Origin of the sequence: Kribbella sp. NPDC004536 (genome assembly GCF_042873835.1) — a bacterium.
Taxonomy (GTDB): Bacteria; Actinomycetota; Actinomycetes; order Propionibacteriales; family Kribbellaceae; genus Kribbella.
Map to the genome: position 1 here is coordinate 2,125,232 of NZ_JBIALY010000002.1, position 21,381 is coordinate 2,146,612.

Sequence of the window (21,381 nt, forward strand, 5' to 3'; positions counted from 1 at the left end):
CGTCGGCGGCTTGGATCCCGATGCCATGATGAGCGAGTGCCTGCGCAGCAGCAGTACGTCAGCCTCTACACCGACCTCCTCCAGACCGTCCGGGACCTCGGCCTGCTCCGGCGGCGGCAGGGGTACTACGTCACCCGGATGAGCATCGTGCTCGGTACGTTGCTCCTGATCGTCGGCGGCATGGTGTTGCTCGGGAACTCCTGGCACCAGCTGTGGCTCGCCGGCGCGCTCGCGCTCGTACTGGTTCAGGTCGCGTTCCTCAGCCACGACAGCGCACACCGGCAGATCTTCGACTCGAACGCCCGCAACGACTGGACCGCGCGGATCCTGGCCGGCGGCGTGCTCGGGATGAGCGTCAGCTGGTGGCGCAGCAAGCACAACAAGCATCACGCGGCGCCGAATCAGGCCGACCGCGACCCCGACGTACAGCTGAAGGCGCTGGCGTTCACGCCGCAGGCGGTCGCCGACCGCGGGCCGGTCGGCCGCTGGTTCGCCGCGCGGCAGGGCTGGTTGTTCTTCCCGCTCCTGACGCTCGAGGGCGTCGGGCTGCACGCGTCCAGCCTCAAGCACCTGCTGCGTCGCGGCGCGAGCCGTACCGAACGCGTCGAGGCCGGCGTCGTCGCGACCCGGATCATCGTGTACGTCGCTGCGCTCTACGTGCTCCTGCCGGCCGGGAAGGCAACCGCGTTCCTCGGCCTGCAGCTGGCGATCTTCGGTGTCTGTCTCGGCGCCGCGTTCGCCCCGAACCACAAGGGCATGCCGATCGTGCCGGCGGGCATGAAGCTCGACTTCCTCCGCCGCCAGGTCCTGACGTCCCGCAACATCCGCGGCGGCGTGTTCACCGACCTCGCGCTGGGCGGGCTCAACTACCAGATCGAGCACCACCTGTTCCCGAGCATGCCGCGGCCGACGCTTCGGCAGGTACAGCCGATCGTGCGCGAGTACTGCGAGCTGCACGGCATCGCGTACGCCGAGGTCGGCCTGTTCACCTCGTACCGGATCGTCGTCGGCTATCTCAACGACGTCGGCCTGCAGGCCCGCGACCCGTTCCAGTGCCCACTGGTGGTGCAGTACCGGACATAAGCTGACCCCCATGTGGTGGGGACTCGCAGGTGCCTCGGCGGCAGCCGTCGCGTACGGTCTGGCGTCGGTCCTGCAGGCCTCGGCCGCCGGGAGCTCACCCGACGCGGGCGCTGAAGCCGTTGTCCTCAAGCCGCGATTCGTGCTGGGCATGGGGCTGGATCTGGTCGGTTTCGGCGTACAGCTCGCGGCTTTGCAGGTGCTGCCCCTGTTCGTGGTCCAGTCCGCGTTGGCGGCCAGCCTCGCCGTGACCGCGGTCGCTGCCCGTGCGCTCGGCGTCCGGCTCGGACGGGCGGAGTGGCTTGCTGTCGGCGTGGTCTGCCTCGGGCTCGGCCTGCTCGGGCTGTCGGCCGGCGCCGAGGGCAGTCCGGTGGTCGGTCACGGCTTCAGGTGGGGACTCGGTGCTGCCGTCGTGGTGCTCGTCGTGGCCCGGCTGTCGATCCAGCTGGTACCGCGTCGTCTGCACGGCCCGCTGCTCGGTCTGATCGCCGGTCTCGGTTTCGGGGTGGTCGCCGTTTCGGGCCGGATCATCCCCAGCCTGCGCCCCGCGGACCTGCTCACCGAGTCCGCCACCTACACCGCGATCGCGGCCGGCGCGCTCGCGATGCTGTGCTACGCCGCGGCGCTGCAGCGCGGCGGGGTCACGACGGCCACCGCGATGCTGGTCATCGGCGAGACCGTACTACCCACGCTCGTCGGGCTGTTGCTGCTGGGCGACCGGGCCCGGCACGGCTACACGGTGCCGGCGCTCGCCGGTTTCGTCCTCGCGGTCGCGGGCGCCCTTGCGCTGGCGCGGTTCGGCGAACCGGGCCAGGCGGTCAGTTCGACGGCGGGATCTCGCCGGAACCGCGAATCGTCAGCTTGACCGGGACCCGGACCGTACGGCCGGGGCGGTGCGGTTCCGGGAGGCGTTCGGTCATCAGCTGGATCGCGGTCCGGGCCATCACGTCGGCCGACTGCGCGACCGCGGTCAGCCCGGGACTGAGCAGGTCGCCGAGCTGCAGGTCGTCGAACGACACCAGCGCGACCCGGTCCCGCCGGCCGGCCAGGCCACGCAGTACCTCAGCGGTGGTCATGTTGTTTGCCGAGAGCAACGCCGTCGCGGGCTCGGCGCGGTCCAGCACGGCCGACAGCGTGATCCCGATGCCCTCGGTGGTCGGCTCGGACAGGTGCACCAGGTCCTCGTCGACGCCGATCCCGTGCCGGGCCATCGCCGCCCGGTACGCGACCACGCGTTCGCGGGCGGTGAAGATCCGCTCGTCGTCACCGAGGTACGCGATCCGGCGGTGACCCTGCCGGACCAGGTGGTCGATCGCCTGGTCGATCCCGCCCGCGTTGTCCGCGAGTACGGCGTCCGCCTCGATCCCGTGCGCCGGCCGGTCGATCGTGACGACCGCCATGCCGGCGTCGACGTGTGGGGCGAGGTACTCCTGGGTCTCGCCGATCGGCGCCATGATCAGCGCATCGGGGCGCCGGGCAACGAACTCCAGGCAGACGTCCCGCTCCCGCTCCGGGTCCTCGTCGGTCAGGCCGATCATCACCACCGACCCAGACGACCGGGCCCACAGCTCGACCGCGCGGCCGAGCGAGGCGAAGAACGGGTCGCCGATGTCGCGGATCACCACCGCGATCGTGCCGGTCCGGCCGCGGCGCAGCATCCGGGCCGACTCGTTCGGGGTGTAGTTCAGCTCCTTGATCGCCGCCTGCACCTTGGCGGTCAGCTCCGGGCTGACGTTCGGTTCCTCGTTCACCACCCGGGACACGGTCTTCAACGCGACCCCGGCCCGGGCGGCGACCTCCTTCATCGTGGGCCGGCGCTGACCCGTCCCGTTCACCCCGCTGACACTCATCGCCGGCCACCCTTCGTATGCTCGCGCCGAAGGCTACTAGCTTTCGACCACCACTGGAATGATCATCGGGCGGCGGCGGTGGGTGTCGCTGACCCACTTGCCGACCACCCGCCGGATCACCTGCTGCAGCTGGTACATGTCGTCGACACCGCTGCCGATCGCCTTCTCGATCTCGGCCTCGATCCGCGGCTTCAGGTCGTCGAACACGGTGTCGTCCTCGGCGAACCCACGGGCCTGGATCTCCGGGCCGGCCGTCAGCTTGCCGGTCACCGAGTCCATCACCGCGATCACCGAGATGAAGCCCTCGTCACCGAGGATCCGGCGGTCCTTCAGCGAGGTCTCGGTGATGTCGCCGACGGTCGAGCCGTCCACGAACACGTACCCGCACTCGACCTTGCCGGCCACCACGGCCTTGCGGTCGATCAGGTCCACCACCACGCCGTCCTCGACGACGACCACGTTCTCCCGCGGTACGCCGGTCTGCACCGCGAGGTCCGCGTTCGCGTGCAGGTGCCGTACTTCGCCGTGCACCGGCATCACGTTGCGCGGCTTGACGATGTTGTAGCAGTACAGCAACTCTCCCGCGCTCGCGTGCCCGGACACGTGCACCAGCGCGTTGCCCTTGTGGATCACGTTCGCGCCGTGCCGGATCAGCCCGTTGATCACCCGGTACACCGAGTTCTCGTTGCCGGGGATCAGCGACGAGGCCAGTACGACGGTGTCGCCCGGCTGCAGGTGGACGACGTTGTGGTCGTTCGCGGCGATCCGGGACAGCGCCGACATCGGCTCGCCCTGCGAACCGGTCGAGACCAGCACGACCTGCTCCGGCGGGTAGTTGTCCAGGTCACGCATGTCGATCAGCGTGTCGCCGGGCACGGTCAGGAAGCCGAGGTCGCGGGCGACGCCCATGTTGCGGACCATCGAGCGGCCGACGTACGCGACCTTGCGGCGGTGCTTCACGGCGGCGTCCATCACCTGCTGGACGCGGTGCACGTGCGAGGCGAAACAGGCCACGATGATGCGCTGGTTCTTCGCCTTGGTGAAGACCCGGTCCAGCACCGGCGCGATGTCGCGCTCGTGGGTGGTGAAACCGGGCACCTCGGAGTTCGTCGAGTCGACCATGAACAGGTCGACGCCCTCCTCACCGAGCCGGGCGAACGCGCGCAGGTCGGTGATCCGGTTGTCCAGCGGCAGCTGGTCCATCTTGAAGTCGCCGGTGTGCAGCACGACGCCGGCCGGCGTCTTGATCGCGACCGCGAGCGCGTCCGGGATCGAGTGGTTCACCGCGACGAACTCGCAGACGAACGGGCCGATCTGGAGCTTCTCGCCCTCGACCACGATCTGCTGCGGCACGTTGCGGTGCCGGTGCTCCTTCAGCTTGCCCTCGAGCAGCGCGAGCGTGAGCTGCGACCCGATCACCGGGATGTCGCCCCGCTCACGCAGCAGGTAGGGCAACCCGCCGATGTGGTCCTCGTGGCCGTGCGTCAGGACCACCGCGACGACGTCGTCGAGGCGGTCCCGGATCGGCTCGAAGTCCGGCAGGATCAGGTCCACGCCGGGCTGGTTCTCGTCCGGGAAGAGTACGCCGCAGTCCACGATCAGGAGCTTGCCGTCGTACTCGAACACCGTCATATTCCGGCCGACCTCGCCGAGGCCGCCGAGCGGGATGACCCGCAAAGCGCCCGGAGCCAGCGGTCCGGGCGCGTCGAGATCTGGATGGGGATGGCTCATGCAATCAGTCCTGCCTGTTTGAGGTCGGTGGTGAGCCAGTCGGTTTGCTCCGCCGTCGCCTCGACCAGCGGCAACCGGAGGGTCGCGTGCTCGATGACGCCGGCCAGCTTGAGCGCGGCCTTCACCATGATGGCGCCCTGGGTCTTCGTCATGATCGTCTCGACGGCGGGCACCAGCCGTCGATCAATTTCCTGTGCGGTGGCGAGGTCGCCGGCCACCACGGCGTCGATCAGCTGCCGGTACTCCCGGCTCGCGACGTGGGCCACCACGCTCGCGATGCCGACCGCACCGATCGCCAGCGAGGCGAGGTTCAGCTCGTCGGCACCGCAGTAGTAGACCAGATCGGTGTTCGCCAGCACCTTGGTGGTCCCGGCCAGGTCGCCCTTGGCGTCCTTCACCGCGACGATCCGCGGGTGCGCGGCGAGCGCGATCAGCGTCTCGCTCTTGATCTCCACGCCGGCGCGACCGGGGATGTCGTACAGCATGTTCGGCAGGCCGGTGGCGTCGGCGACCGCGGTGAAGTGCGCGCGCAGCCCGTCCTGCGGAGGCTTGTTGTAGTACGGAGTGACGACGAGCAGACCGTCCGCGCCGGCGGCCTCGGCCTGCTTCGCGCACTCGATCGTGTGCGCCGTGTCGTTCGTACCGACCCCGGCGACGAGCTTCGCCCGGTCGCCGACGGCCTCGCGGACCGCCTGGATGACCTGGACCTTCTCCTGGTCGGAGGTGGTCGGCGCCTCGCCGGTGGTCCCGTTCAGCACGAGGGCGTCGTTCCCGCCGTCGACGAGGTACGAGGCGACCTTCTGGGTGGCGTCCAGGTCGAGGGAGCCGTCGGGCCGGAACGGGGTGATCATCGCGGTCGTCAGGCGGCCGAAGGGCAGTGCCTTCGACGGGGCCTGCGAGGGCGTCGTTACTGGCGAGGACATGAGCCTCAGATTACCGCTCCCGCGCCCTGAAGAAATGGGTAGGCCTGGTGGCTGTCCGCTCGGGGGTCCGGGCAGCCACCAGGCTCACTCGTCCTATCGGGCCGCACCCCGAAGTCGTTACAGCTTCCGCCAAAAAAGTCCGGAAAAACTTCTGCGAATACTGTCCGTAATGAATGCCTTGCTTTCCGTAGCATTTTCAGGACTGCCCGGCCAGCCAGACGGTCGTTGCGTCGAACAGGTGTTGGACCAACTGGACGGCGCCTGGGAGGAGCAGTACGCCGCCGATCGTCAGGATCGGGACGATGACTACGTGTTCGAACCAGTGGCCGGTGCTGAAGCGGAAAGGTTTCGGGAGGCGGAGTTCGTACCAGGTCTCGCCGCGGATCGGGAGCGGCCAGAGCCAGGGGCAGCCGGAGCGGGTCAGGCTGTCGCCGAGGCAGTGCACGAACATGCCCACGGTTACCGCGGCGCCGATCCAGCCGCCGATCTGCGTCAGGCCCGCTTGTACGGCGTCGGCTGGACCTAATCCGACTACGGACCAGCCTGCTGCGGCGAGGGCGGCCAGGACGATCCAGTCGCCCAGCGCGTCGGCAGCCAGGACGAGGCCGGTGACCGCTACTGCGAGTACGGCCCACTTGCCGCGGCCACCGAGGCTCGCGGCGAGGAAGCCGAGCAGTACGGCGGCTACCAGGGTGTGGGTGGCGTGGCGGTGTTTTCCGGTGCTCTCCTCGTCGCGTGGGCCCTTCGTCAGGTTGTAGAGCACGCCGGAGAACGCTCGTACGGCTCCTGACACCAGACGCGTGATCGGACCGAGCAGGCGGGACGCGCTGGCGCCTGGGTGGTCGAGGTCGGGCAACAGCGCGTACCCGGCGGTCGCCGCGGCGAACGGCACCACCTCCGCCACCGAGGTCAACCCGACCAGCGGAGCCACCGCCAACCCGGCACACCACCCCGACAAGGCATGCGACCGCCCCATCATCCGCCGCCTCACTCCCCTCACACGTCGGCGTCCCATCCTGCCCCACCGGCCCCACCAGCCTCCCGCGGCACGCGGATCCCCAGGCCATCACAATCGGGCAGGCCCCGCCCCTCCACGCTCGCCCGGCCGGCGCGGCGGCGATTGTGATGGCCTGGCGATCCGCCACCCCGCTTTGCATAATCATTCAGGGTGGTGCATACTCTTCCTGTGTCCAAGGTACTTACTTCTTTGCCGGTCGGTGAGCGGGTCGGGATCGCCTTCTCTGGGGGTCTCGACACGTCGGTTGCGGTTGCGTGGATGCGGGACAAGGGGGCGGTGCCGTGCACGTACACGGCTGACATCGGGCAGTACGACGAGCCCGACATCGCCTCGGTGCCCGAGCGCGCGACCGCGTACGGCGCGGAGATCACCCGGCTGGTGGACTGCCGCGCGGCGCTGGTCGAGGAAGGACTGGCGGCGCTCGCCTGCGGCGCGTTCCACATCCGCTCCGGCGGGCGGACGTACTTCAACACCACCCCGATCGGCCGGGCGGTGACCGGCACGCTGCTGGTCAAGGCGATGCTCGACGACGACGTGCAGATCTGGGGCGACGGCTCGACCTTCAAGGGCAACGACATCGAGCGCTTCTACCGGTACGGCCTGCTCGCGAACCCGCAACTGCGGGTCTACAAGCCCTGGCTGGACGCGCAGTTCGTGCACGAGCTCGGCGGCCGGAAGGAGATGTCGGAGTGGCTGGTCGCGCACGGCCTGCCGTACCGCGACAGCACCGAGAAGGCGTACTCCACCGACGCGAACATCTGGGGCGCCACCCACGAGGCGAAGACGCTCGAGCACCTCGACACCGGACTGGAGACGGTCGAGCCGATCATGGGCGTCGCGCACTGGGACCCGGCCGTGGAGATCCCGGCCGAGGACGTGACGATCGGGTTCGTCCAGGGCCGGCCGGTGACGATCAACGGCAAGGAGTTCGGTTCGGCGGTCGACCTGGTGCTGGAGGCGAACGCGATCGGCGGCCGGCACGGGCTCGGGATGTCCGACCAGATCGAGAACCGGGTCATCGAGGCGAAGTCGCGGGGCATCTACGAGGCGCCGGGGATGGCGCTGCTGCACGCGGCGTACGAGCGGCTGGTGAACGCGATCCACAACGAGGACACGCTGGCGTCGTACCACACGGAGGGGCGGAAGCTCGGCCGGCTGATGTACGAGGGTCGTTGGCTCGACCCACAGTCGTTGATGCTCCGGGAGTCGTTGCAGCGCTGGGTCGGTACTGCGGTCACCGGCGAGGTGACGCTGCGGCTGCGGCGCGGTGAGGACTACTCGATCCTCGACACGACGGGTCCGGCGCTCAGCTACCACCCGGACAAGCTGTCGATGGAGCGGATCGAGGACTCCGCCTTCGGCCCGGTCGACCGGATCGGCCAGCTGACGATGCGCAACCTGGACATCGCCGACTCCCGCGCGAAGCTCGAGCAGTACGCGAGCCTCGGCATGTTCGGCCAGTCGAACCCGGCGCTCGCGTCGTCCACCGACCTGATCGGCGAACTCCCCAAGGGCGGCGCCGAAGCGATCGCCTCCCGCGGCGAGGCCCCCGAACAAGAAGCCCTCCTCGACCGCGCCGCCATGGAGTCCGGCACCGACTGAGAGCTTCCGTCGCGGGCCGCGGTTAACGGCATCCGGTGAGATGCGACCGCGGCCCGCGCCGGCTCATGGATCAGCCCAGGGTGCGGGGTTGGCTGTTTCGGTCGACGGCGCGCGTGGTCGCCGCGGTTGTTGTTGCTGAGGTCGCGGAACCGGGTCGGCCGGTGCCGGGTGGTGTCAGGCCGGAAGTGGCTTGGCGTTGGACGTCGTCCACATCTTTCAACTGGTGGACGAAGCGGATGCGGTTGATCGCGCCGCCCAGGACCAGGCCCACTTCGGAGCCTGCAGTGTGTGCCAGGCTTGCGTACTGGCTGCTGAGAAGGCGGTCCGCTCCGCGGCCCGCCATTCGGCCCAGGCGGCTGTCGGCGGTTTCTACGGTCAGCTTGCCGTTCAGGGAAGTGGCTGCGGCGAGAGCGGCTCGTTCGGCGTATGCGGTGCGTTCGTCGGCAGGTAGGCCGTCGAAGAGGCGGCTGGAGTTCATCCGCGCTGCGATCGCCGTCTGCAGGCGTTGACCCGGAGCCGCCGCCGTCATCTCCTGCAACATGTCCGCGGCCGGCCGGTCCTTCGGGCCGAACTCCTCGGCGATGGCATTCAGGTACGCAGGGCGCAGCGTCTCCTCGACATCCGCGATGAACTCACGGTCCGCGGGGGTGATCGGCTCGGGCTTGCGGATGGCGTCGGTCATGCCGCGGAAGTCAAGCAGACAGCGGGGTCAGGCGTCGAAGTCCAGCGTGACGGTTGGTGTGGTCGGGTGGGACTGGCAGGTGAGGACGTAGCCGGCGCGGATTTCGTCGGGTTCGAGGGCCCAGTTGGTGTCCATGCGGACGTTGCCGTCGAGGACCTTTGCGCGGCAGGTGCCGCAGACGCCGCCCTTGCAGGCGAACGGGGCGTCGGAGCGTACGGCGAGGGTGGCGTCCAGGACCGCCTTCGAGTGCTCTCCCAGCGCGAACGTCGACCGCCTGCCGTCGAGGATCACCGTCACCTGGGCCGCGTCCTCGTCCGCCGCAGCCTCCTCGACCGGCGCCTTCGGGGCCTCGTCGCCGACGTGGAACAGTTCGGCGTGGACGTGTTCGCGGGCGACACCTTCGGTCAGCAACAGGTCCTGCGCGCCGACGACCATCGCGTACGGGCCGCACAGGAACCACTCGTCCACCGACTCCAGCGGCAGGATCGTCGCGAACATCCGCTGCAGCCGGTCGTTGTCGATCCGCCCGCTGAACAGTTCCACCTCGGTCGTCTCGCGCGACAACACGTGCACGAGGTGGAAGCGCTCCGCGTACCGGTCCTTCAGGTCGGCGAGTTCGTCGGCGAACATCACCGAGCCCGCGGTCCGGTTGCCGTACAGCAACGTGACGCGGCTGTCCGGCTCGACCGACAGCACCGTCGCGACGAGGGACAGTACGGGTGTGATTCCGCTGCCCGCGGCAACGAACGCGTAGTGCTTGGCGTTGGCCGCGTCGAGCGTCGTACCGAACCGGCCGAGCGGGGTCATCACCTCGAGTTCGTCGCCGACCTTGAGGTCGTAGGCGGCGTACGCCGAGAACTCGCCACCGGGGATCCGTTTGACGCCGATCCGCAGTACGCCGGAACCGGCCGGCGAGCAGATCGAGTAGCTGCGGCGGACGTCTTCTCCGGTACGGCGGATGGTCAGGTGCTGGCCGGCCTCGTACTCGTACTCGTCCTTCAGGTCCGGCGGGACGGCGAAGGTGATCGCGACGGCGTCGTCGGTGATGGGGTCGATCGCGGCGACCTTCAGGCTGTGGAAGGTGGCGCGGCGGCGGGGGGCGATGGTCGTCATCAGATCGCCTTGAAGTGGTCGAAGGGTTCTTTGCAGTCGTTGCAGCGCCACAGGCTCTTGCAGGCGGTTGAGCCGAAGCGGCTGAGCTCTGTTGTGTTGGGTGATCCGCACAAGGGGCAGCGGATGCTCAACTGCAGCAGGACTGGGGTGTTGGCCCGGGACTGGCGTGGAGAGCCGCGATCGAGTTGGACGGGCAGTTGGCGACCGGTCGCCGACGATTGGCCGGTTGGTGGGGCGATGCCGTAGGCCGTCAGCTTTGCTTTGGCTGTGTCGGTCATCCAGTCGGTTGTCCAGGCGGGCGACAGGACGGTTTCCACTCGGCCGTCGACGTGCAGGGACTGGAGGGTGAGTTCTACCTCGTGGCGGATCAGGTCCATGGCGGGGCAGCCGGAGTAGGTGGGGGTGATGGTTACCACCACCTGCTCGGCTTCGTGGCGGACGCCGCGGAGGATGCCCAGGTCGGCGATCGTGAGGACCGGGACCTCGGGGTCGAGGACCTCACCTACTGCTTCGAGGATGGCTTCGTCGGTCACCACGTGGCACCTGGGTGGGATCTGGCTACGTGCTGGAGTTCGGCCAGGAGGTAGCCCATGTGTTCGGTATGGCGTCCTGCGCGGCCGCCGGTGTGTTGATAGGAGGACGAAGGCCGATCGCAGGTGGACTCGTCGATGATTCCTAGAACTCGATCGTTCCACGCGTCTTGCAGCGTTGCGGGGTCTACGGCCGCGGGTAGGCGTTGGACGAGGTCGTCGGACTCGAACATCTCGGCGGTGTAGGGCCAGAGGGCGTCCAGGGCTGCCTGCATGCGGCGGTGGCTTTCCTCGGTGCCGTCGCCCAGGCGCAGGACCCACTGGGTCGCGTGGTCGACGTGGTACGCGACCTCTTTGACCGCCTTCCCCGCGACCCCGGCCAGCGTTTCGTCGGTGCTCGACCGGAGTTCGTCGTACAGCAGATGCTGGTACGTCGCGAAGTACAGCAACCGCGCCATCGCGAACGCGAAGTCCCCGTTCGGCAGCTCGCACAGCTGCAGGTTGCGGAAGTCGCGCTCGTCCCGGAAGTACGCGAGCTCGTCCTCGGTGCGCCCGGCCAGCGAGCCGGCGTACTGCAGCAGCGACCGCGCCTGCCCGAGCTGGTCCAGCCCGATGTTGCCGAGGGCAACGTCCTCCTCGAGCTGCGGGGCGGCCGCGATCCACTCGCCGGTGCGCTGCGCCGCGATCAGCGCGTCGTCACCGAGCCGGAGCGCATAGTCGTAGAGGTCGTTCACAGGTGCTCCACACCCTCCGGCACCTGGTAGAACGTGGGGTGCCGGTAGACCTTGTCGCCGGCCGGATCGAAGAACTCGTCCTTCTCGTCCGGCGACGACGCGGTGATGTCGGACGCCCGCACCACCCAGATCGACACGCCCTCCTGGCGCCGGGTGTACACGTCCCGCGCGTTCCGCAACGCCATCGTCGCGTCGGCGGCGTGCAAGCTGCCGACGTGCGTGTGCGACAGCCCGCGCCGCGATCGCACGAACACCTCCCACAACGGTTCGAGACTCATGCCGCACCAGCCTTCACCGATTGCTTCGAGGCATAGGCAGCCGCGGCCTCACGCACCCACGCGCCGTCCTCGTGCGCCTTGACACGACGAGCGAGCCGCTGCTGGTTGCACGGACCGTTGCCCTTGACAACTTCATAGAGCTCCGCATAGTCCGGCTCGGTGAACCGGTAGTGCCCGTCTTCGTACACCAGCCCGTCGTCCGGCACGCGGAGACCCAGCACGTCGGCCTGCGGCACGGTCATGTCGACGAACCGCTGGCGCAGCTCGTCGTTGCTGTGCCGCTTGATCCCCCACGCCATCGACTGCTCCGAATGCGTGGACGCCGAGTCCGGCGGGCCGAACATCATCAGCGACGGCCACCACCAGCGGTTCAGCGCGTCCTGCGCCATCGCCTTCTGTGCCTCGGTGCCCTGAGACAGCGTGTAGAGGATCTCGAACCCCTGCCGCTGGTGGAACGATTCCTCCTTGCACACCCGCACCATCGCCCGCGCGTACGGACCGTACGAGCAGCGGCACAGCGGCACCTGGTTGACGATCGCGGCGCCGTCCACGAGCCAGCCGATCGCGCCGATATCGGCCCAGGTCAGGGTCGGGTAGTTGAAGATGCTGGAGTACTTCTGCTTCCCGCTGTGCAGCAGGTCGAGCAGGTCGGCCCGGTCCACGCCGAGGGTCTCGGCGGCGGCGTACAGGTAGAGACCGTGGCCGGCCTCGTCCTGCACCTTGGCCATCAGGATCGCCTTGCGGCGCAGCGACGGTGCGCGGCTGATCCAGTTGCCCTCCGGCTGCATGCCGATGATCTCGGAGTGCGCGTGCTGCGCGATCTGCCGGATCAGGGTCTTGCGGTACCCCTCCGGCATCGCGTCCCGCGGCTCGATCCGGCCGTCGGCGTCGATGGTCGCCTGGAAGCTGTCCATGAGCACAGCATATGTGACACTTTTTCTCAGAATCAACAACAGGTGTCACAACAGTGGTGCTGGACCCACCCTGGGAAGTGGGCTTGACGCACTGGGGAGCCGTGATCCGCGAGACCAGGATGGAGTCATCCGTTCAAGGGCTGCACAGTTTCCCCGGAGGACCCCGTGACCACCACTCTGAACCCGACGACCGACCCCAGGACCAGCCACCGCGGTCCGGTCACCGGCCGCGAGCGTGCCCTCGCGCCGGACCTGATCCGCGGCGCGATGCTGCTGCTGATCGGCCTCGCGAACAGCGCGAACTTCGCGTTCGCCGGCCAGCCCGGCGTGGAGAGCACGCCGCACGGCTTCGAGCGCGTGCTGAACTTCCTCAAGCTCACCTTCGTCGACGCCCGCGCGTACCCCGTGTTCGCGGTGATGTTCGGCTACGGCCTGGTCCAGCTGGCCCGCCGCCAGCAGGCGTCCGGCGCGACCGCGTCCGCCGTCCGCCGGATCCTCGTCAGGCGGAACGCCTGGCTGATCGTTTTCGGCCTCGCGCACGCGACGTTGCTGTACTTCGGCGACTTCCTGGGCGCGTACGGCATCGTCGGCATCGTCTGCACGCTCGTACTCCTCAACCGGGGCGACAAGTTCCACCGGATTGTGCTGGCCCTGTGGGCGTTCATGGCGCTCGAGACGCTGTTCATCGCCGCCAAGGCCGTCGCCTCGATCGTCGGCAGTACCGGCCCCGCGCACGCGCTCACGAACTCCCCCAACCCGTCGCTGGCGGCCTCGTCGTACGTCGGCAGCCTGGTCGACCGCCTGCACGAGTACCCGCTGCACATGGCCAGCGTGATCCCGTTCATCGTCATCGTCTGGCTGGGCATCTGGGCCGCTCGCAAGCAGTTGCTGGACAACCCCACCGCCCACAGGACCCTGCTGACCCGCGTCGCTGCCGTCTGCCTCGGCATCACGTTCCTCGGCGGTCTGCCGCTCGCACTGATCGGCGCCGGATGGATGCACGTCGACCAGGCCGCGGTGGACTCGGCGAGCCTGCTGTCGCACGTGTCCGGCATGTTCGGTGGACCCGGGTACGTCGCGCTGTTCGGTCTGCTGGTGACACGGATCCGCAGGCAGTCGCTGCCGGTCCGCGCGATCTCCGCGCTCGGTCAGCGGTCGCTGTCCGGGTACCTGTTCCAGTCGGTGTCGTGGATGATCCTGCTCGCGCCGTTCACGCTGGACCTGCGGTTCGGAAGTACGGCGTACACCGCGGCGCTGGTGGCGATCGGGGTGTGGATCGTGTCGGTGCTCTGTGCGTACGCGATGAGCAGGCGGTCGTACCGCGGACCGGCGGAGACCCTGCTGCGCAAGCTCGTGTACTGACTTGGGAAGATGGCGACCATGAGTGACTTCGGCGTCCCGGAACCGGCCAACCTCTCGGATCTCTCGCAGGAGAGCCCGGTGGCCGAGACGAGTGTCCGGCTGGCGCTGCCGGCGGAGGCAGGCGAGATCGGCGAGATCCAGGTCGCGGCCTGGCGGTCGTCGTACGCCGGACTGCTGCCGGAGGACGTCCTCGCGGATCTGAACCCGGCGCAGTTCGCGGCCCAGTGGCGGGCCGCGCTGCTCGCGCCGGGTGAGGCGCGGAACCGGGTGATGGTGGCGCTGGCCGGCCGTACGTTGGTCGGCTTCGCGGCCATCACGCCGTCCGACGACCCCGACGCCGACCAGCAGCGGGACGCGTTGATCGCGGAACTCGCGGTCAGCCCGGAGGCGACCCGGGCCGGTCACGGTTCCCGGTTGCTGAACGCGGTCGTCGACACTGTCCGCGCCGACGGGTTCGGCCGGGTGACGGTCTGGGTGAACTCCACCGACGACGTACTGCGGGCCTTCTACACCGAGGCGGGCTGGGCGCCCGACGGCGCGCACCGCGAGCTCGACCTGTACGGCGACGAGTCCGTCCGGATCAAACAGATCCGCCTCCACACGGACCCCGGCACGGAATAGCGCGGCTCGGCCCGGCCCGACGCTTCCGGGGCGGCGCGGCCCGGCGCGGCGCTTCCGGGCCGGCGCGGCGCGGGCCGGCCGCCGCGGAGCTGCCTCGTCAGGGCGCTCGCAAGCCGTCCAGTACGATCCGTAGCGTCCTGCGCCACTGTGTGCGGTCCGCGGTCATGCCGAGCGTGCGGAGCTGCGGGACGACGCCGGCCAGCGCGAAGGCGACATCCCGGTACGTCACACCCGCCCGCAGCACACCGGCGAGCTGCAGCCGCCGTACGAGTGCGCGGAACTCCGTGCGGAACTCGTCGATCCGGTCGGCCAGGGCCAGACCTCCCGCGCCGCCGAGCGCCTCGTTCAGCCCGCAGCTGGTCGCGCGGAGCCGAACGTGGTCCGCGGCGAACGAACAGAAGGCCGGCCACGGATCGTCGGCCTTCGCCGCGGCGCGGGCGCGCTCGGTGAGCTCCTCGATCGCGACCGCCAGGACGGCCTCCAGCAGCGCCTCCCGGGACGGGACCCGGCGGTAGAACGTACCGATCCCGACGCCGGCCCGCCGGGCGATCTCGTGCGCGGTCACCGCGGTCCCCACCTCGTCCACCGCGGCCTGGGCGGCTGCCACCAGTCGTTCGACGTTGCGCCTTGCGTCCGCCCTCGGCGTCGGCCCGTCGAGCAACCTGTCCACCGCACTCTCCATGACACCCAGTCTAACCGGACTCCGGACGTCCGGTTAGACTCGATCCAGAAACGGACGCCGAAGGTCCGTTTAGACCGGAGGACGGGCATGCGGGTAGGAATCATCGGGGCAAGTCCGGAGCGCGGCTGGGCCCTGCGGGCACACATCCCCGCGCTGCGGATGCTGCCCGAGTTCGAGTTGGTTGCCGTCAGCACCAGTCGGGAAGCGACGGCGCGCCGGGCCGCCGAGGTGTTCGGCGTACCGTACGCGTTCACCAGCGCGACGGAGCTCGCGCGACATCCGGACGTCGAGCTCGTGGTGGTGACGGTGAAGGTGTCCGGCCATGCCGAGCTGGTCCGCGAGGCGGTCGCCGCGGGCAAGGACGTCTACTGCGAGTGGCCGTTGGCGTTGTCCGTCGCCGAGGCGGTCGAGTTGGAGCAGGCCGCGGCCGGCGTTCGCACCTTCACGGGTTTGCAAGGGCGCTTCTCCCCTGGCGTCGAGTACGCCCGGGCTCAGGTACGGGCGGGCTCGATCGGCCGCGTCACGTCCGTACGACTTACCAGCACGAGGTCGAAGGGGTCGACCCGGGAGGTACCCGGCTGGACGGCGTACACGTACGACGACACCGCGGGCGCCGGGCTGGTCGAGGTGCTTGGCGGGCACGCGCTCGATCTGGTCGAGCATGTCACCGGGCCGATCGCCGAACTGCTCGGCCGGCCGACGATCCAGCACCCCGATCACGTCATCGAGGAGACCGGCGAACCCGTCGAGGTCACTGCGCCGGACACCATCGATCTGATCGGCGGGCTCACCGGAGGCGCGGCGTTCGCGGCGCATCTCCACGACGGCGAAGCCGGTCTTCCCGGTACGCGACTGGACGTCTCCGGCACCGAGGGCACGCTGACCGTCGAGTCTGCGGCGGAGGACAACCCGTGGGCGGCGCAACTCCAGATCTCGGAGTTCACGGTCCGGCGCAACGGCGAACTGCTACGGATCCCCGAGGAGTACCGGACCACACCTGGACTCGGGCTCGAGCCCGCGAGCGTCGCGCGCCTGTACCAGCGGATCGCCGCCGCGCCCGACGACGTCCCCACGTTCGCATCCGCCGTCCGCCTCCACCGCCTGCTCGACGCAGCACGCCACCACCCGATCGCCGCCGAGCCGGGGGCGGTGCTCGACCGCTCCGGACAGGCATGACAGATTGTCACGGTCCGATTACGTAAGGCCATCCGCTGGAGACTTGATGAAGTACCTCACCCTGGCCGTCGGCCTAGGGATTTCCGCTGCTGTTGTTCTGGTTGTCCCGGGTTCCGGGGCGACCGCGTCGATGCAGTCCACGACCGTTGTCGACAAGCCGCATCAGGTGGCGTCGAAGTACCTGAAGCAGAGACCGCAGTGGATCAAGTGCGGTGACGAGGAACTCCGTACGTACTGCACGAAGATCACCGTCCCGCGCGACTGGGCCAACCAGTACTCCGGCAACGACATCCAGATCGCGGTCAGCAAGGTCGCACCGGCGAAGGGCACGCCGAGCCGCGTCGTGTTCGGCAACCCGGGTGGACCGGGCGGCGCCGGGCTCGGCATGGCGCCGTACCTGGCGAGCCACGCGCCGCTGGCCAAGAACTTCCTCGCGATCGGGTTCGACCCACGCGGCACCGGCGGCAGTACGAGCGTCAGCTGCGACGGCGCGCCCGGCTACACGATGGACGCGCGCGACCGCGATCCGGGAACCCGCGACCTGATCACCGAGGCGTCCGAGCTGGCCCAGCCGTACTGCGACCGCCAGTCCCGGGGCCTGCTCCCGTACATCACCACCGCGCAGACCGTGCAGGACATGGATCTGATCCGGCAGCTGCTCGGCTTCGACAAAATGGACTACGTCGGCTACTCGGGCGGCACCTGGCTCGGGGCGTACTACCAGACGTACTTCCCGGAGCACGTCGGCCGGTTCGTGCTCGACTCCAACACCGACTTCACCGGGACCTGGCTGGACACGTTCGCCGCGCAGCCGCAGGCGTTCGAGCGCCGGTTCCGCGAGGACTTCGCACCCTGGGCGGCGAGGTACGACGGCAAACTGCAGCTCGGGTCGACGCCCGGCGACGTGATCCGCCTTTACGAACGGTTACGACGCAGTCTCAAGGCGCAGCCCGCGACCGAAGAGTTCCTGGACGGCGCGGTCAAGGTGACCTACGACGAGAACACCCTCGACCAGATGGTCACCGGCGATATGTACTCGAAGCTCGACTTCCATTCCCTGGCCGGCGATCTGCTATTTCTGCACGACCTTTCCGCGGCCCAGGCAAAAGGCGGACCGCGGGCCGCGCAACGCCGCGTCGACGCGCTTCCGGCCGCCCGACAGCAGCAGCTCGTAGAGCGCGCGCACCGCGCTACTACCGGCCTGCGGATGCTCGGCGGCGACGACGACTCCGAGGACGCCACGTTCACCGCGATCACCTGCAACGACACCCCGTGGCCGCAGGGTCGCGAGTACGGCGAACAGCTCGCCGCGCGACTCGGCCCGCACTACCCGCTGGTCGGCTGGACGATGGCCGAGAACCCCTGCTTCTACTGGCACCGGCCGAACCTGACGATGCCGACACCGACCGGCAAAGGCCTGCCCACCACGCTGATGGTGCAGTCCGTGCACGACCCGGCGACCAACTACGGACTGGCGATCGAGGCGCACCGGGAGTACGCGGGCTCCCGGCTGCTGACCGTCACCGGTGAAGGCGACCACGGCGTGTACGGCGGCGTGAACCATTGCGCGGACCGGATCGTCAACACGTTCCTCACCACCGGTGTCGCGCCGGCCACGGACACGAGTTGCAAGGGCGAAGGCATTCCCGCGCCGACGGACGAAGTCCCGGGGCTGGACGAATCGACAGGCGCTCCTTTACAAAGGATCGCAGGCTTCACGAAAGCCGTTTCCGGCTATCTGCCGTAACGCCGAATTCAACGCTTGATTTCGTTGTCAGGACATTGTTGTCAGGGCGATGTCAGGGTTCCGTCCCTGTGCGACGCTGCGTAATGACGGCAGCCTTGATGTCAGCGCGGAGGATGCGGCGTCGACTGGGAGGGCTCGACGACGGCCTACGCCGGACGTGGCTTCGGCCGGCTGTGTCAGGTGGGGGGACTGCCTGGGGGGTCAGACAGAGCACAGCCGGTCGGGTCACGCATTCCGGGTTCGCGCCTCCAGATCCCTCGCGGGGCATCGTCGATCCCCCAGGTCGTGGTGCTCCGCGAGGCACCAAGTCAGGGCGAGTCGGAGCGGCTCACAGCGGGTCGCGAGTGCGCTCGGGCCCCGGCGGGTAACCGTCCGCGACCGCTGCCAGTGGAGCGGCGCGGCCCGCCGACCAGGCGGCCCGGAACGTTCTTCGTTCGAGGGCCGCTTCGACCGCGGCCAGCGTGGCCTCGCGGTCGGCCTGTTCGATCCGCGGCACCGGCGCCCGGATCACGTCCCGGACTTCGTCGGCGGCTCCGAGCAGGAACGCCGCGTACTCGCTCCGGCCGCGTTGCTGGGCGACCGCGGCGAGTTCTTCGAGCACACTGGCCGACCGCCACCGATCGCCCAGGTCCCGATGTTCCGCGAGGCTCTCGTCGAGCAGGTGGACGGCGCGCTCGGTCAGGCCGCGCCGGCGTTCGACGATGCCGAGCTGGTTCAGCGACCAGGCGACCCCTTCGCGGTATCCCAGCCGCTGCGACAGCGCGAGGCTCTCCTGCAGCAGGTCCTCCGCCTCGACCAGCTCACCGTCGTACTGCGCGATCGTCCCGAGACTGATCAACGACCAGGCGAGTCCCTCGCCGTCACCGACGACCCGGAAGCTGTCGCGGGCGCGCCGGCAGCGGCGTGCGCCGATCTCGAGATCGCCGCGCAGCCACGCGACGAAGCCGAGGTGGTTGTGCGCCCAGGCCATTCCCGCGCGGTCACCGAGGCTCTCGTACAGGTCGTAGCTCTCGCAGTGCAGGTCCTCGGCCGCGACGTAGTCCCCGCGTTCCCGCGCCACTCCCCCGAGCCGCTGCAGGACCAGGGCCGTACCGGCCTTGTCGCCGAGCTTCTTGTACTGCGCCAGCGCGGTCTGCAGGCGATCCGTGGCCACGTCGTACTCGCATTGCAGGAACGCGAGCGTGCCGGCGCCTAGGTTCACCTTCGCGCAGGCGGGCGCGAGCTCGGCCGACGCCGACTCGCCCAGCTGTAGCGCTCGTTCGAGCCACTGGCTTCCCTCGGCGTAGTGCCCGCGCAGGTAGCAGAAGAGCCACAGCCCACCGGCCAGGCGCAACGCTTCGGCGACGGAGTTCGTCCGCAGCGACCAGGCGATCGCGACCCGCAGGTTCGCCAGCTCGACCTCCAGCCGGTCCAGCCACTCCCCCTGCTCGGGTCCGCGCAGATGGCCCTCGGCCTCCTCGGCCAGGCTCAGGTAGTACAACGCGTGCCGCTCAGCGGCGGCTTCCGCCTCGCCCATGGCCTGCAGGCGATCGGCGGCGAACTCACGGATCACCGCGAGCATGTAATACCGCGCGACGCCGCCGCGGCGGACGACCTTGATCAGCGACTTGTCCGCGAGCCGGCCGATCAGGTCGAGGCCTTCGACCCGCGACGTCACGCCGGACAGCACGCTCGACGCCGCGCCGAGCGTCCAGCCGCCCGCGAACACCGACAGCTGCGCGAACATCTCGCGCTCGGCCGGGGTGAGCAGCGCGTGACTCCACTCGATCGCTCCGTACATCGACTGCTGCCGCGGCGACGCGGTCCGCGAGCCGCCGGCCAGGATGCCGAACGAGACCTCGAGCTCTCCGGCCAGCTCCTCGATCGTCATCACGTTCGTCCGCGCCGCGGCCAGCTCGATCGCCAGCGGCATTCCTTCCAGCCGGCGGACGACCCGCGCAACCTGGTCGAGCTGCCCGGCCGGGTCGTAGCCGCGGGCGGTCGCCCGGTCGACGAACAGCCGGACCGCCTCGGACGCCTCCAGATGGTCCTCGTCGTGCGGCAGGCTCAGCGCCGGTACGACGTACACGCTCTCGCCGGCCAGCCGCAGCAGCTCGCGGCTGCTCACCAGGATCGTCAGGTTCGGGCAGTGCTCGAGAAGCGTCGCGCAGATTTCCTCAACTGCCCGGAGGACGTGCGAGCAGTTGTCGAACGCCAGCAGCATCCCGCTCCGGCCGATCTGCTCCGCGATCTCCTCGACCTGCTGCGTCTGCAGGCCGAGCGACGCGGCCATCGTCGGCAGGACGGCCTCCGCGTTCGTGAGCGGAGCGAGCGGAACCCAGCAGACGCCGTCGGGGAAGCCGTCCGCGACCTCGCTGGTGATCGCCTGCATCAGCCGCGTCTTGCCGACGCCGCCCGGACCGGTCAGCGTGAGCAAACGAGTGATTCGCTGCTTGAGCAGGCGGCTGGTGGCGGTCAGCTCGGTGGTACGCCCGATCAGCTCGCTGGTCGGTGCGGGTGGCGGCCGCAGCGGCAGCCGGGCCGTGCCGGCTTCCTGCCGGGCGGCCGCGGTGAGCAGCAGGCGGTCCGGTTCGCCGAGTCGCAACGCGTCGGCGAGCAGTCGCAGCGTGTGCGCTCGCGGCGCCCGCCGGCGTCCCCGCTCCAACGCCGCGATCGCGTCGACGCTCAGACCGGCGAGCTCGGCGAGACCCTCCTGCGACAGCCCGGCCGCTCGCCGGTGCCGACGCAGTAACCCGCCGAATCCACCCCCCTGCACGTCGTCCGAGCCGCGGCGAGACCCATCTGACGGCACAGGACGGCCCCACCCAGTCTCCGACCCTTGACGTGGCGGCTGCCACGTCACCTACCTGAAAATAGCCCGAATCACACGGTGTTGTCAGGCTTCCGGGTGAACTCAGGGGGTCGAATCGTGCCGGCCGATCGCTTCCCGCATCGCCGCGCGGGCCCGTTTCCGGTCTCCGGCGGCGTCGTACGCGGTCGCCAACCGGAACCACACCCGCCAGTCCTCGGGTGCCGCCTCGGCCTCGGCCCGGTACTTCCCGAACGCCTCGTCCGCGGCCGCCCGGTCGATCCGCCCGGACGGCCGGCGGGGCAGATCGTCGACCGGCAGGCCACCCGCGGCCTCGAGTTCGCGGGCCAGTACTTCGGTCCGCCGGCCGAACTGGAGCTCCCGCCAGACCAGGTACGCGCCGACGACCGGGATCACCAGTACGGCGAGTCCGAGGACGACGGAAATCGCCGTACCGACCTTGATCAGCAGGATGCCGCGCCAGCCGATCAGCCCGGCGTACGCGACGAACACGACCGCCAACACGAAGGCGGTCTGCTTCGCCTTCATG

At 69.4% G+C, this 21,381-nt stretch carries 20 protein-coding genes; 7 read left to right on the forward strand and 13 right to left on the reverse strand.

What is annotated here, in order from left to right:
- The first annotated feature begins 36 nt into the window (after nt 1-36).
- Nucleotides 37-1,083 (forward strand): fatty acid desaturase family protein, encoded by a 1,047-nt coding sequence (locus ACFYRU_RS24955; protein ID WP_387662819.1) that lies wholly within the window; start codon nt 37-39, stop codon nt 1,081-1,083.
- Between the two features lie 10 nt (nt 1,084-1,093).
- The gene (locus ACFYRU_RS24960; protein WP_387662820.1) at nt 1,094-1,945 is read left to right on the forward strand and encodes a hypothetical protein; all 852 of its coding nucleotides are present in this window, start codon (nt 1,094-1,096) and stop codon (nt 1,943-1,945) included.
- On the opposite strand, the gene ACFYRU_RS24965 is transcribed toward ACFYRU_RS24960, so the two are convergent.
- The 4 genes from ACFYRU_RS24965 to ACFYRU_RS24980 form a co-directional block, all read right to left on the reverse strand.
- Nucleotides 1,899-2,930 carry a LacI family DNA-binding transcriptional regulator gene (locus ACFYRU_RS24965; protein ID WP_387662822.1) on the reverse strand — a complete coding sequence of 344 codons (1,032 nt, stop codon included), beginning with the start codon at nt 2,928-2,930 and terminating at the stop codon, nt 1,899-1,901. The two genes, ACFYRU_RS24960 and ACFYRU_RS24965, sit on opposite strands and share 47 nt — an antisense overlap.
- A gap of 36 nt (nt 2,931-2,966) precedes the next feature.
- Nucleotides 2,967-4,661, reverse strand: a complete 1,695-nt coding sequence (locus ACFYRU_RS24970; protein WP_387662824.1) for a ribonuclease J — start codon at nt 4,659-4,661, stop codon at nt 2,967-2,969.
- Nucleotides 4,658-5,584 (reverse strand): 4-hydroxy-tetrahydrodipicolinate synthase, encoded by a 927-nt coding sequence (gene dapA / locus ACFYRU_RS24975; protein WP_387662826.1) that lies wholly within the window; start codon nt 5,582-5,584, stop codon nt 4,658-4,660. The genes ACFYRU_RS24970 and dapA overlap by 4 nt, the downstream gene beginning before the upstream one ends.
- A 196-nt stretch (nt 5,585-5,780) precedes the next feature.
- Nucleotides 5,781-6,599 (reverse strand): metal-dependent hydrolase, encoded by an 819-nt coding sequence (locus ACFYRU_RS24980; RefSeq protein WP_387662828.1) that lies wholly within the window; start codon nt 6,597-6,599, stop codon nt 5,781-5,783.
- Between the two features lie 171 nt (nt 6,600-6,770).
- On the opposite strand from ACFYRU_RS24980, the gene argG reads away from it, so the two are divergent.
- Nucleotides 6,771-8,204 (forward strand): argininosuccinate synthase, encoded by a 1,434-nt coding sequence (argG, locus tag ACFYRU_RS24985; RefSeq protein WP_387662830.1) that lies wholly within the window; start codon nt 6,771-6,773, stop codon nt 8,202-8,204.
- A gap of 70 nt (nt 8,205-8,274) precedes the next feature.
- Here the strand turns inward: argG and ACFYRU_RS24990 are convergent, their stop codons facing one another.
- From ACFYRU_RS24990 to paaA, 6 genes are read right to left on the reverse strand one after another with little or no spacing between them, the layout of a single operon-like run.
- Entirely contained in the window at nt 8,275-8,886 is a 612-nt protein-coding gene (locus ACFYRU_RS24990) for a hypothetical protein (RefSeq protein ID WP_387662832.1), read from the reverse strand.
- Nucleotides 8,887-8,913: 27 nt separating this feature from the next.
- Nucleotides 8,914-9,999: a 1,2-phenylacetyl-CoA epoxidase subunit PaaE gene (paaE, locus tag ACFYRU_RS24995; RefSeq protein WP_387662834.1), complete on the reverse strand. Its 1,086-nt coding sequence runs from the start codon at nt 9,997-9,999 to the stop codon at nt 8,914-8,916.
- Nucleotides 9,999-10,532, reverse strand: coding sequence for a 1,2-phenylacetyl-CoA epoxidase subunit PaaD (paaD, locus tag ACFYRU_RS25000; protein WP_387662836.1), 534 nt, complete (start codon nt 10,530-10,532; stop codon nt 9,999-10,001). Before paaD ends, paaE begins: the two co-directional genes overlap by 1 nt.
- A complete protein-coding gene (gene paaC / locus ACFYRU_RS25005; RefSeq protein WP_387662837.1) occupies nt 10,529-11,263 on the reverse strand; it encodes a 1,2-phenylacetyl-CoA epoxidase subunit PaaC in 735 nt (244 codons plus the stop codon). Before paaC ends, paaD begins: the two co-directional genes overlap by 4 nt.
- Entirely contained in the window at nt 11,260-11,541 is a 282-nt protein-coding gene (paaB, locus tag ACFYRU_RS25010; RefSeq protein WP_387662839.1) for a 1,2-phenylacetyl-CoA epoxidase subunit PaaB, read from the reverse strand. Before paaB ends, paaC begins: the two co-directional genes overlap by 4 nt.
- Nucleotides 11,538-12,455, reverse strand: a complete 918-nt coding sequence (paaA, locus tag ACFYRU_RS25015) for a 1,2-phenylacetyl-CoA epoxidase subunit PaaA (protein WP_387662841.1) — start codon at nt 12,453-12,455, stop codon at nt 11,538-11,540. The genes paaB and paaA overlap by 4 nt, the downstream gene beginning before the upstream one ends.
- A gap of 165 nt (nt 12,456-12,620) precedes the next feature.
- Between paaA and ACFYRU_RS25020 the strand changes: the two genes are divergently transcribed.
- Together ACFYRU_RS25020 and ACFYRU_RS25025 are read left to right on the forward strand one after the other, a co-directional pair.
- A complete protein-coding gene (locus tag ACFYRU_RS25020) occupies nt 12,621-13,817 on the forward strand; it encodes a DUF418 domain-containing protein (protein WP_387662843.1) in 1,197 nt (398 codons plus the stop codon).
- Nucleotides 13,818-13,835: 18 nt separating this feature from the next.
- Complete coding sequence (locus tag ACFYRU_RS25025) at nt 13,836-14,438, forward strand: GNAT family N-acetyltransferase (protein ID WP_387662845.1); 603 nt, start codon at nt 13,836-13,838, stop codon at nt 14,436-14,438.
- A 97-nt stretch (nt 14,439-14,535) separates the two neighbouring features.
- Here the strand turns inward: ACFYRU_RS25025 and ACFYRU_RS25030 are convergent, their stop codons facing one another.
- On the reverse strand, nt 14,536-15,120 hold the full coding sequence (locus ACFYRU_RS25030; RefSeq protein WP_387662847.1) for a TetR/AcrR family transcriptional regulator: 585 nt from the start codon (nt 15,118-15,120) through the stop codon (nt 14,536-14,538).
- An 87-nt stretch (nt 15,121-15,207) separates the two neighbouring features.
- Between ACFYRU_RS25030 and ACFYRU_RS25035 the strand changes: the two genes are divergently transcribed.
- Both ACFYRU_RS25035 and ACFYRU_RS25040 read left to right on the forward strand, forming a co-directional pair.
- Entirely contained in the window at nt 15,208-16,296 is a 1,089-nt protein-coding gene (locus ACFYRU_RS25035) for a Gfo/Idh/MocA family protein (RefSeq protein WP_387662849.1), read from the forward strand.
- A gap of 46 nt (nt 16,297-16,342) precedes the next feature.
- Nucleotides 16,343-18,043 (forward strand): alpha/beta hydrolase, encoded by a 1,701-nt coding sequence (locus ACFYRU_RS25040; protein ID WP_387662851.1) that lies wholly within the window; start codon nt 16,343-16,345, stop codon nt 18,041-18,043.
- 328 nt (nt 18,044-18,371) lie between these two features.
- Here ACFYRU_RS25040 and ACFYRU_RS25045 read toward each other — a convergent pair whose 3' ends face one another.
- Both ACFYRU_RS25045 and ACFYRU_RS25050 read right to left on the reverse strand, forming a co-directional pair.
- Nucleotides 18,372-20,798 carry an ATP-binding protein gene (locus ACFYRU_RS25045; protein WP_387662852.1) on the reverse strand — a complete coding sequence of 809 codons (2,427 nt, stop codon included), beginning with the start codon at nt 20,796-20,798 and terminating at the stop codon, nt 18,372-18,374.
- Nucleotides 20,799-20,936: 138 nt separating this feature from the next.
- Complete coding sequence (locus ACFYRU_RS25050; protein ID WP_387662854.1) at nt 20,937-21,380, reverse strand: hypothetical protein; 444 nt, start codon at nt 21,378-21,380, stop codon at nt 20,937-20,939.
- Nucleotide 21,381 lies beyond the last annotated feature (1 nt).

Coding starts and splice junctions, on each gene's coding strand:
- ACFYRU_RS24960 (WP_387662820.1), top strand. CDS start 1,094: ATGTGGTGGGGACTCGCAGGTGCCTCGGCGGCAGCCGTCGCGTACGGT.
- ACFYRU_RS24965 (WP_387662822.1), bottom strand. CDS start 2,930: ATGAGTGTCAGCGGGGTGAACGGGACGGGTCAGCGCCGGCCCACGATG.
- ACFYRU_RS24970 (WP_387662824.1), bottom strand. CDS start 4,661: ATGAGCCATCCCCATCCAGATCTCGACGCGCCCGGACCGCTGGCTCCG.
- dapA (WP_387662826.1), bottom strand. CDS start 5,584: ATGTCCTCGCCAGTAACGACGCCCTCGCAGGCCCCGTCGAAGGCACTG.
- ACFYRU_RS24980 (WP_387662828.1), bottom strand. CDS start 6,599: ATGGGACGCCGACGTGTGAGGGGAGTGAGGCGGCGGATGATGGGGCGG.
- ACFYRU_RS24990 (WP_387662832.1), bottom strand. CDS start 8,886: ATGACCGACGCCATCCGCAAGCCCGAGCCGATCACCCCCGCGGACCGT.
- paaE (WP_387662834.1), bottom strand. CDS start 9,999: ATGACGACCATCGCCCCCCGCCGCCGCGCCACCTTCCACAGCCTGAAG.
- paaB (WP_387662839.1), bottom strand. CDS start 11,541: ATGAGTCTCGAACCGTTGTGGGAGGTGTTCGTGCGATCGCGGCGCGGG.
- paaA (WP_387662841.1), bottom strand. CDS start 12,455: ATGGACAGCTTCCAGGCGACCATCGACGCCGACGGCCGGATCGAGCCG.
- ACFYRU_RS25025 (WP_387662845.1), top strand. CDS start 13,836: ATGAGTGACTTCGGCGTCCCGGAACCGGCCAACCTCTCGGATCTCTCG.
- ACFYRU_RS25030 (WP_387662847.1), bottom strand. CDS start 15,120: ATGGAGAGTGCGGTGGACAGGTTGCTCGACGGGCCGACGCCGAGGGCG.
- ACFYRU_RS25035 (WP_387662849.1), top strand. CDS start 15,208: ATGCGGGTAGGAATCATCGGGGCAAGTCCGGAGCGCGGCTGGGCCCTG.
- ACFYRU_RS25040 (WP_387662851.1), top strand. CDS start 16,343: ATGAAGTACCTCACCCTGGCCGTCGGCCTAGGGATTTCCGCTGCTGTT.
- ACFYRU_RS25050 (WP_387662854.1), bottom strand. CDS start 21,380: ATGAAGGCGAAGCAGACCGCCTTCGTGTTGGCGGTCGTGTTCGTCGCG.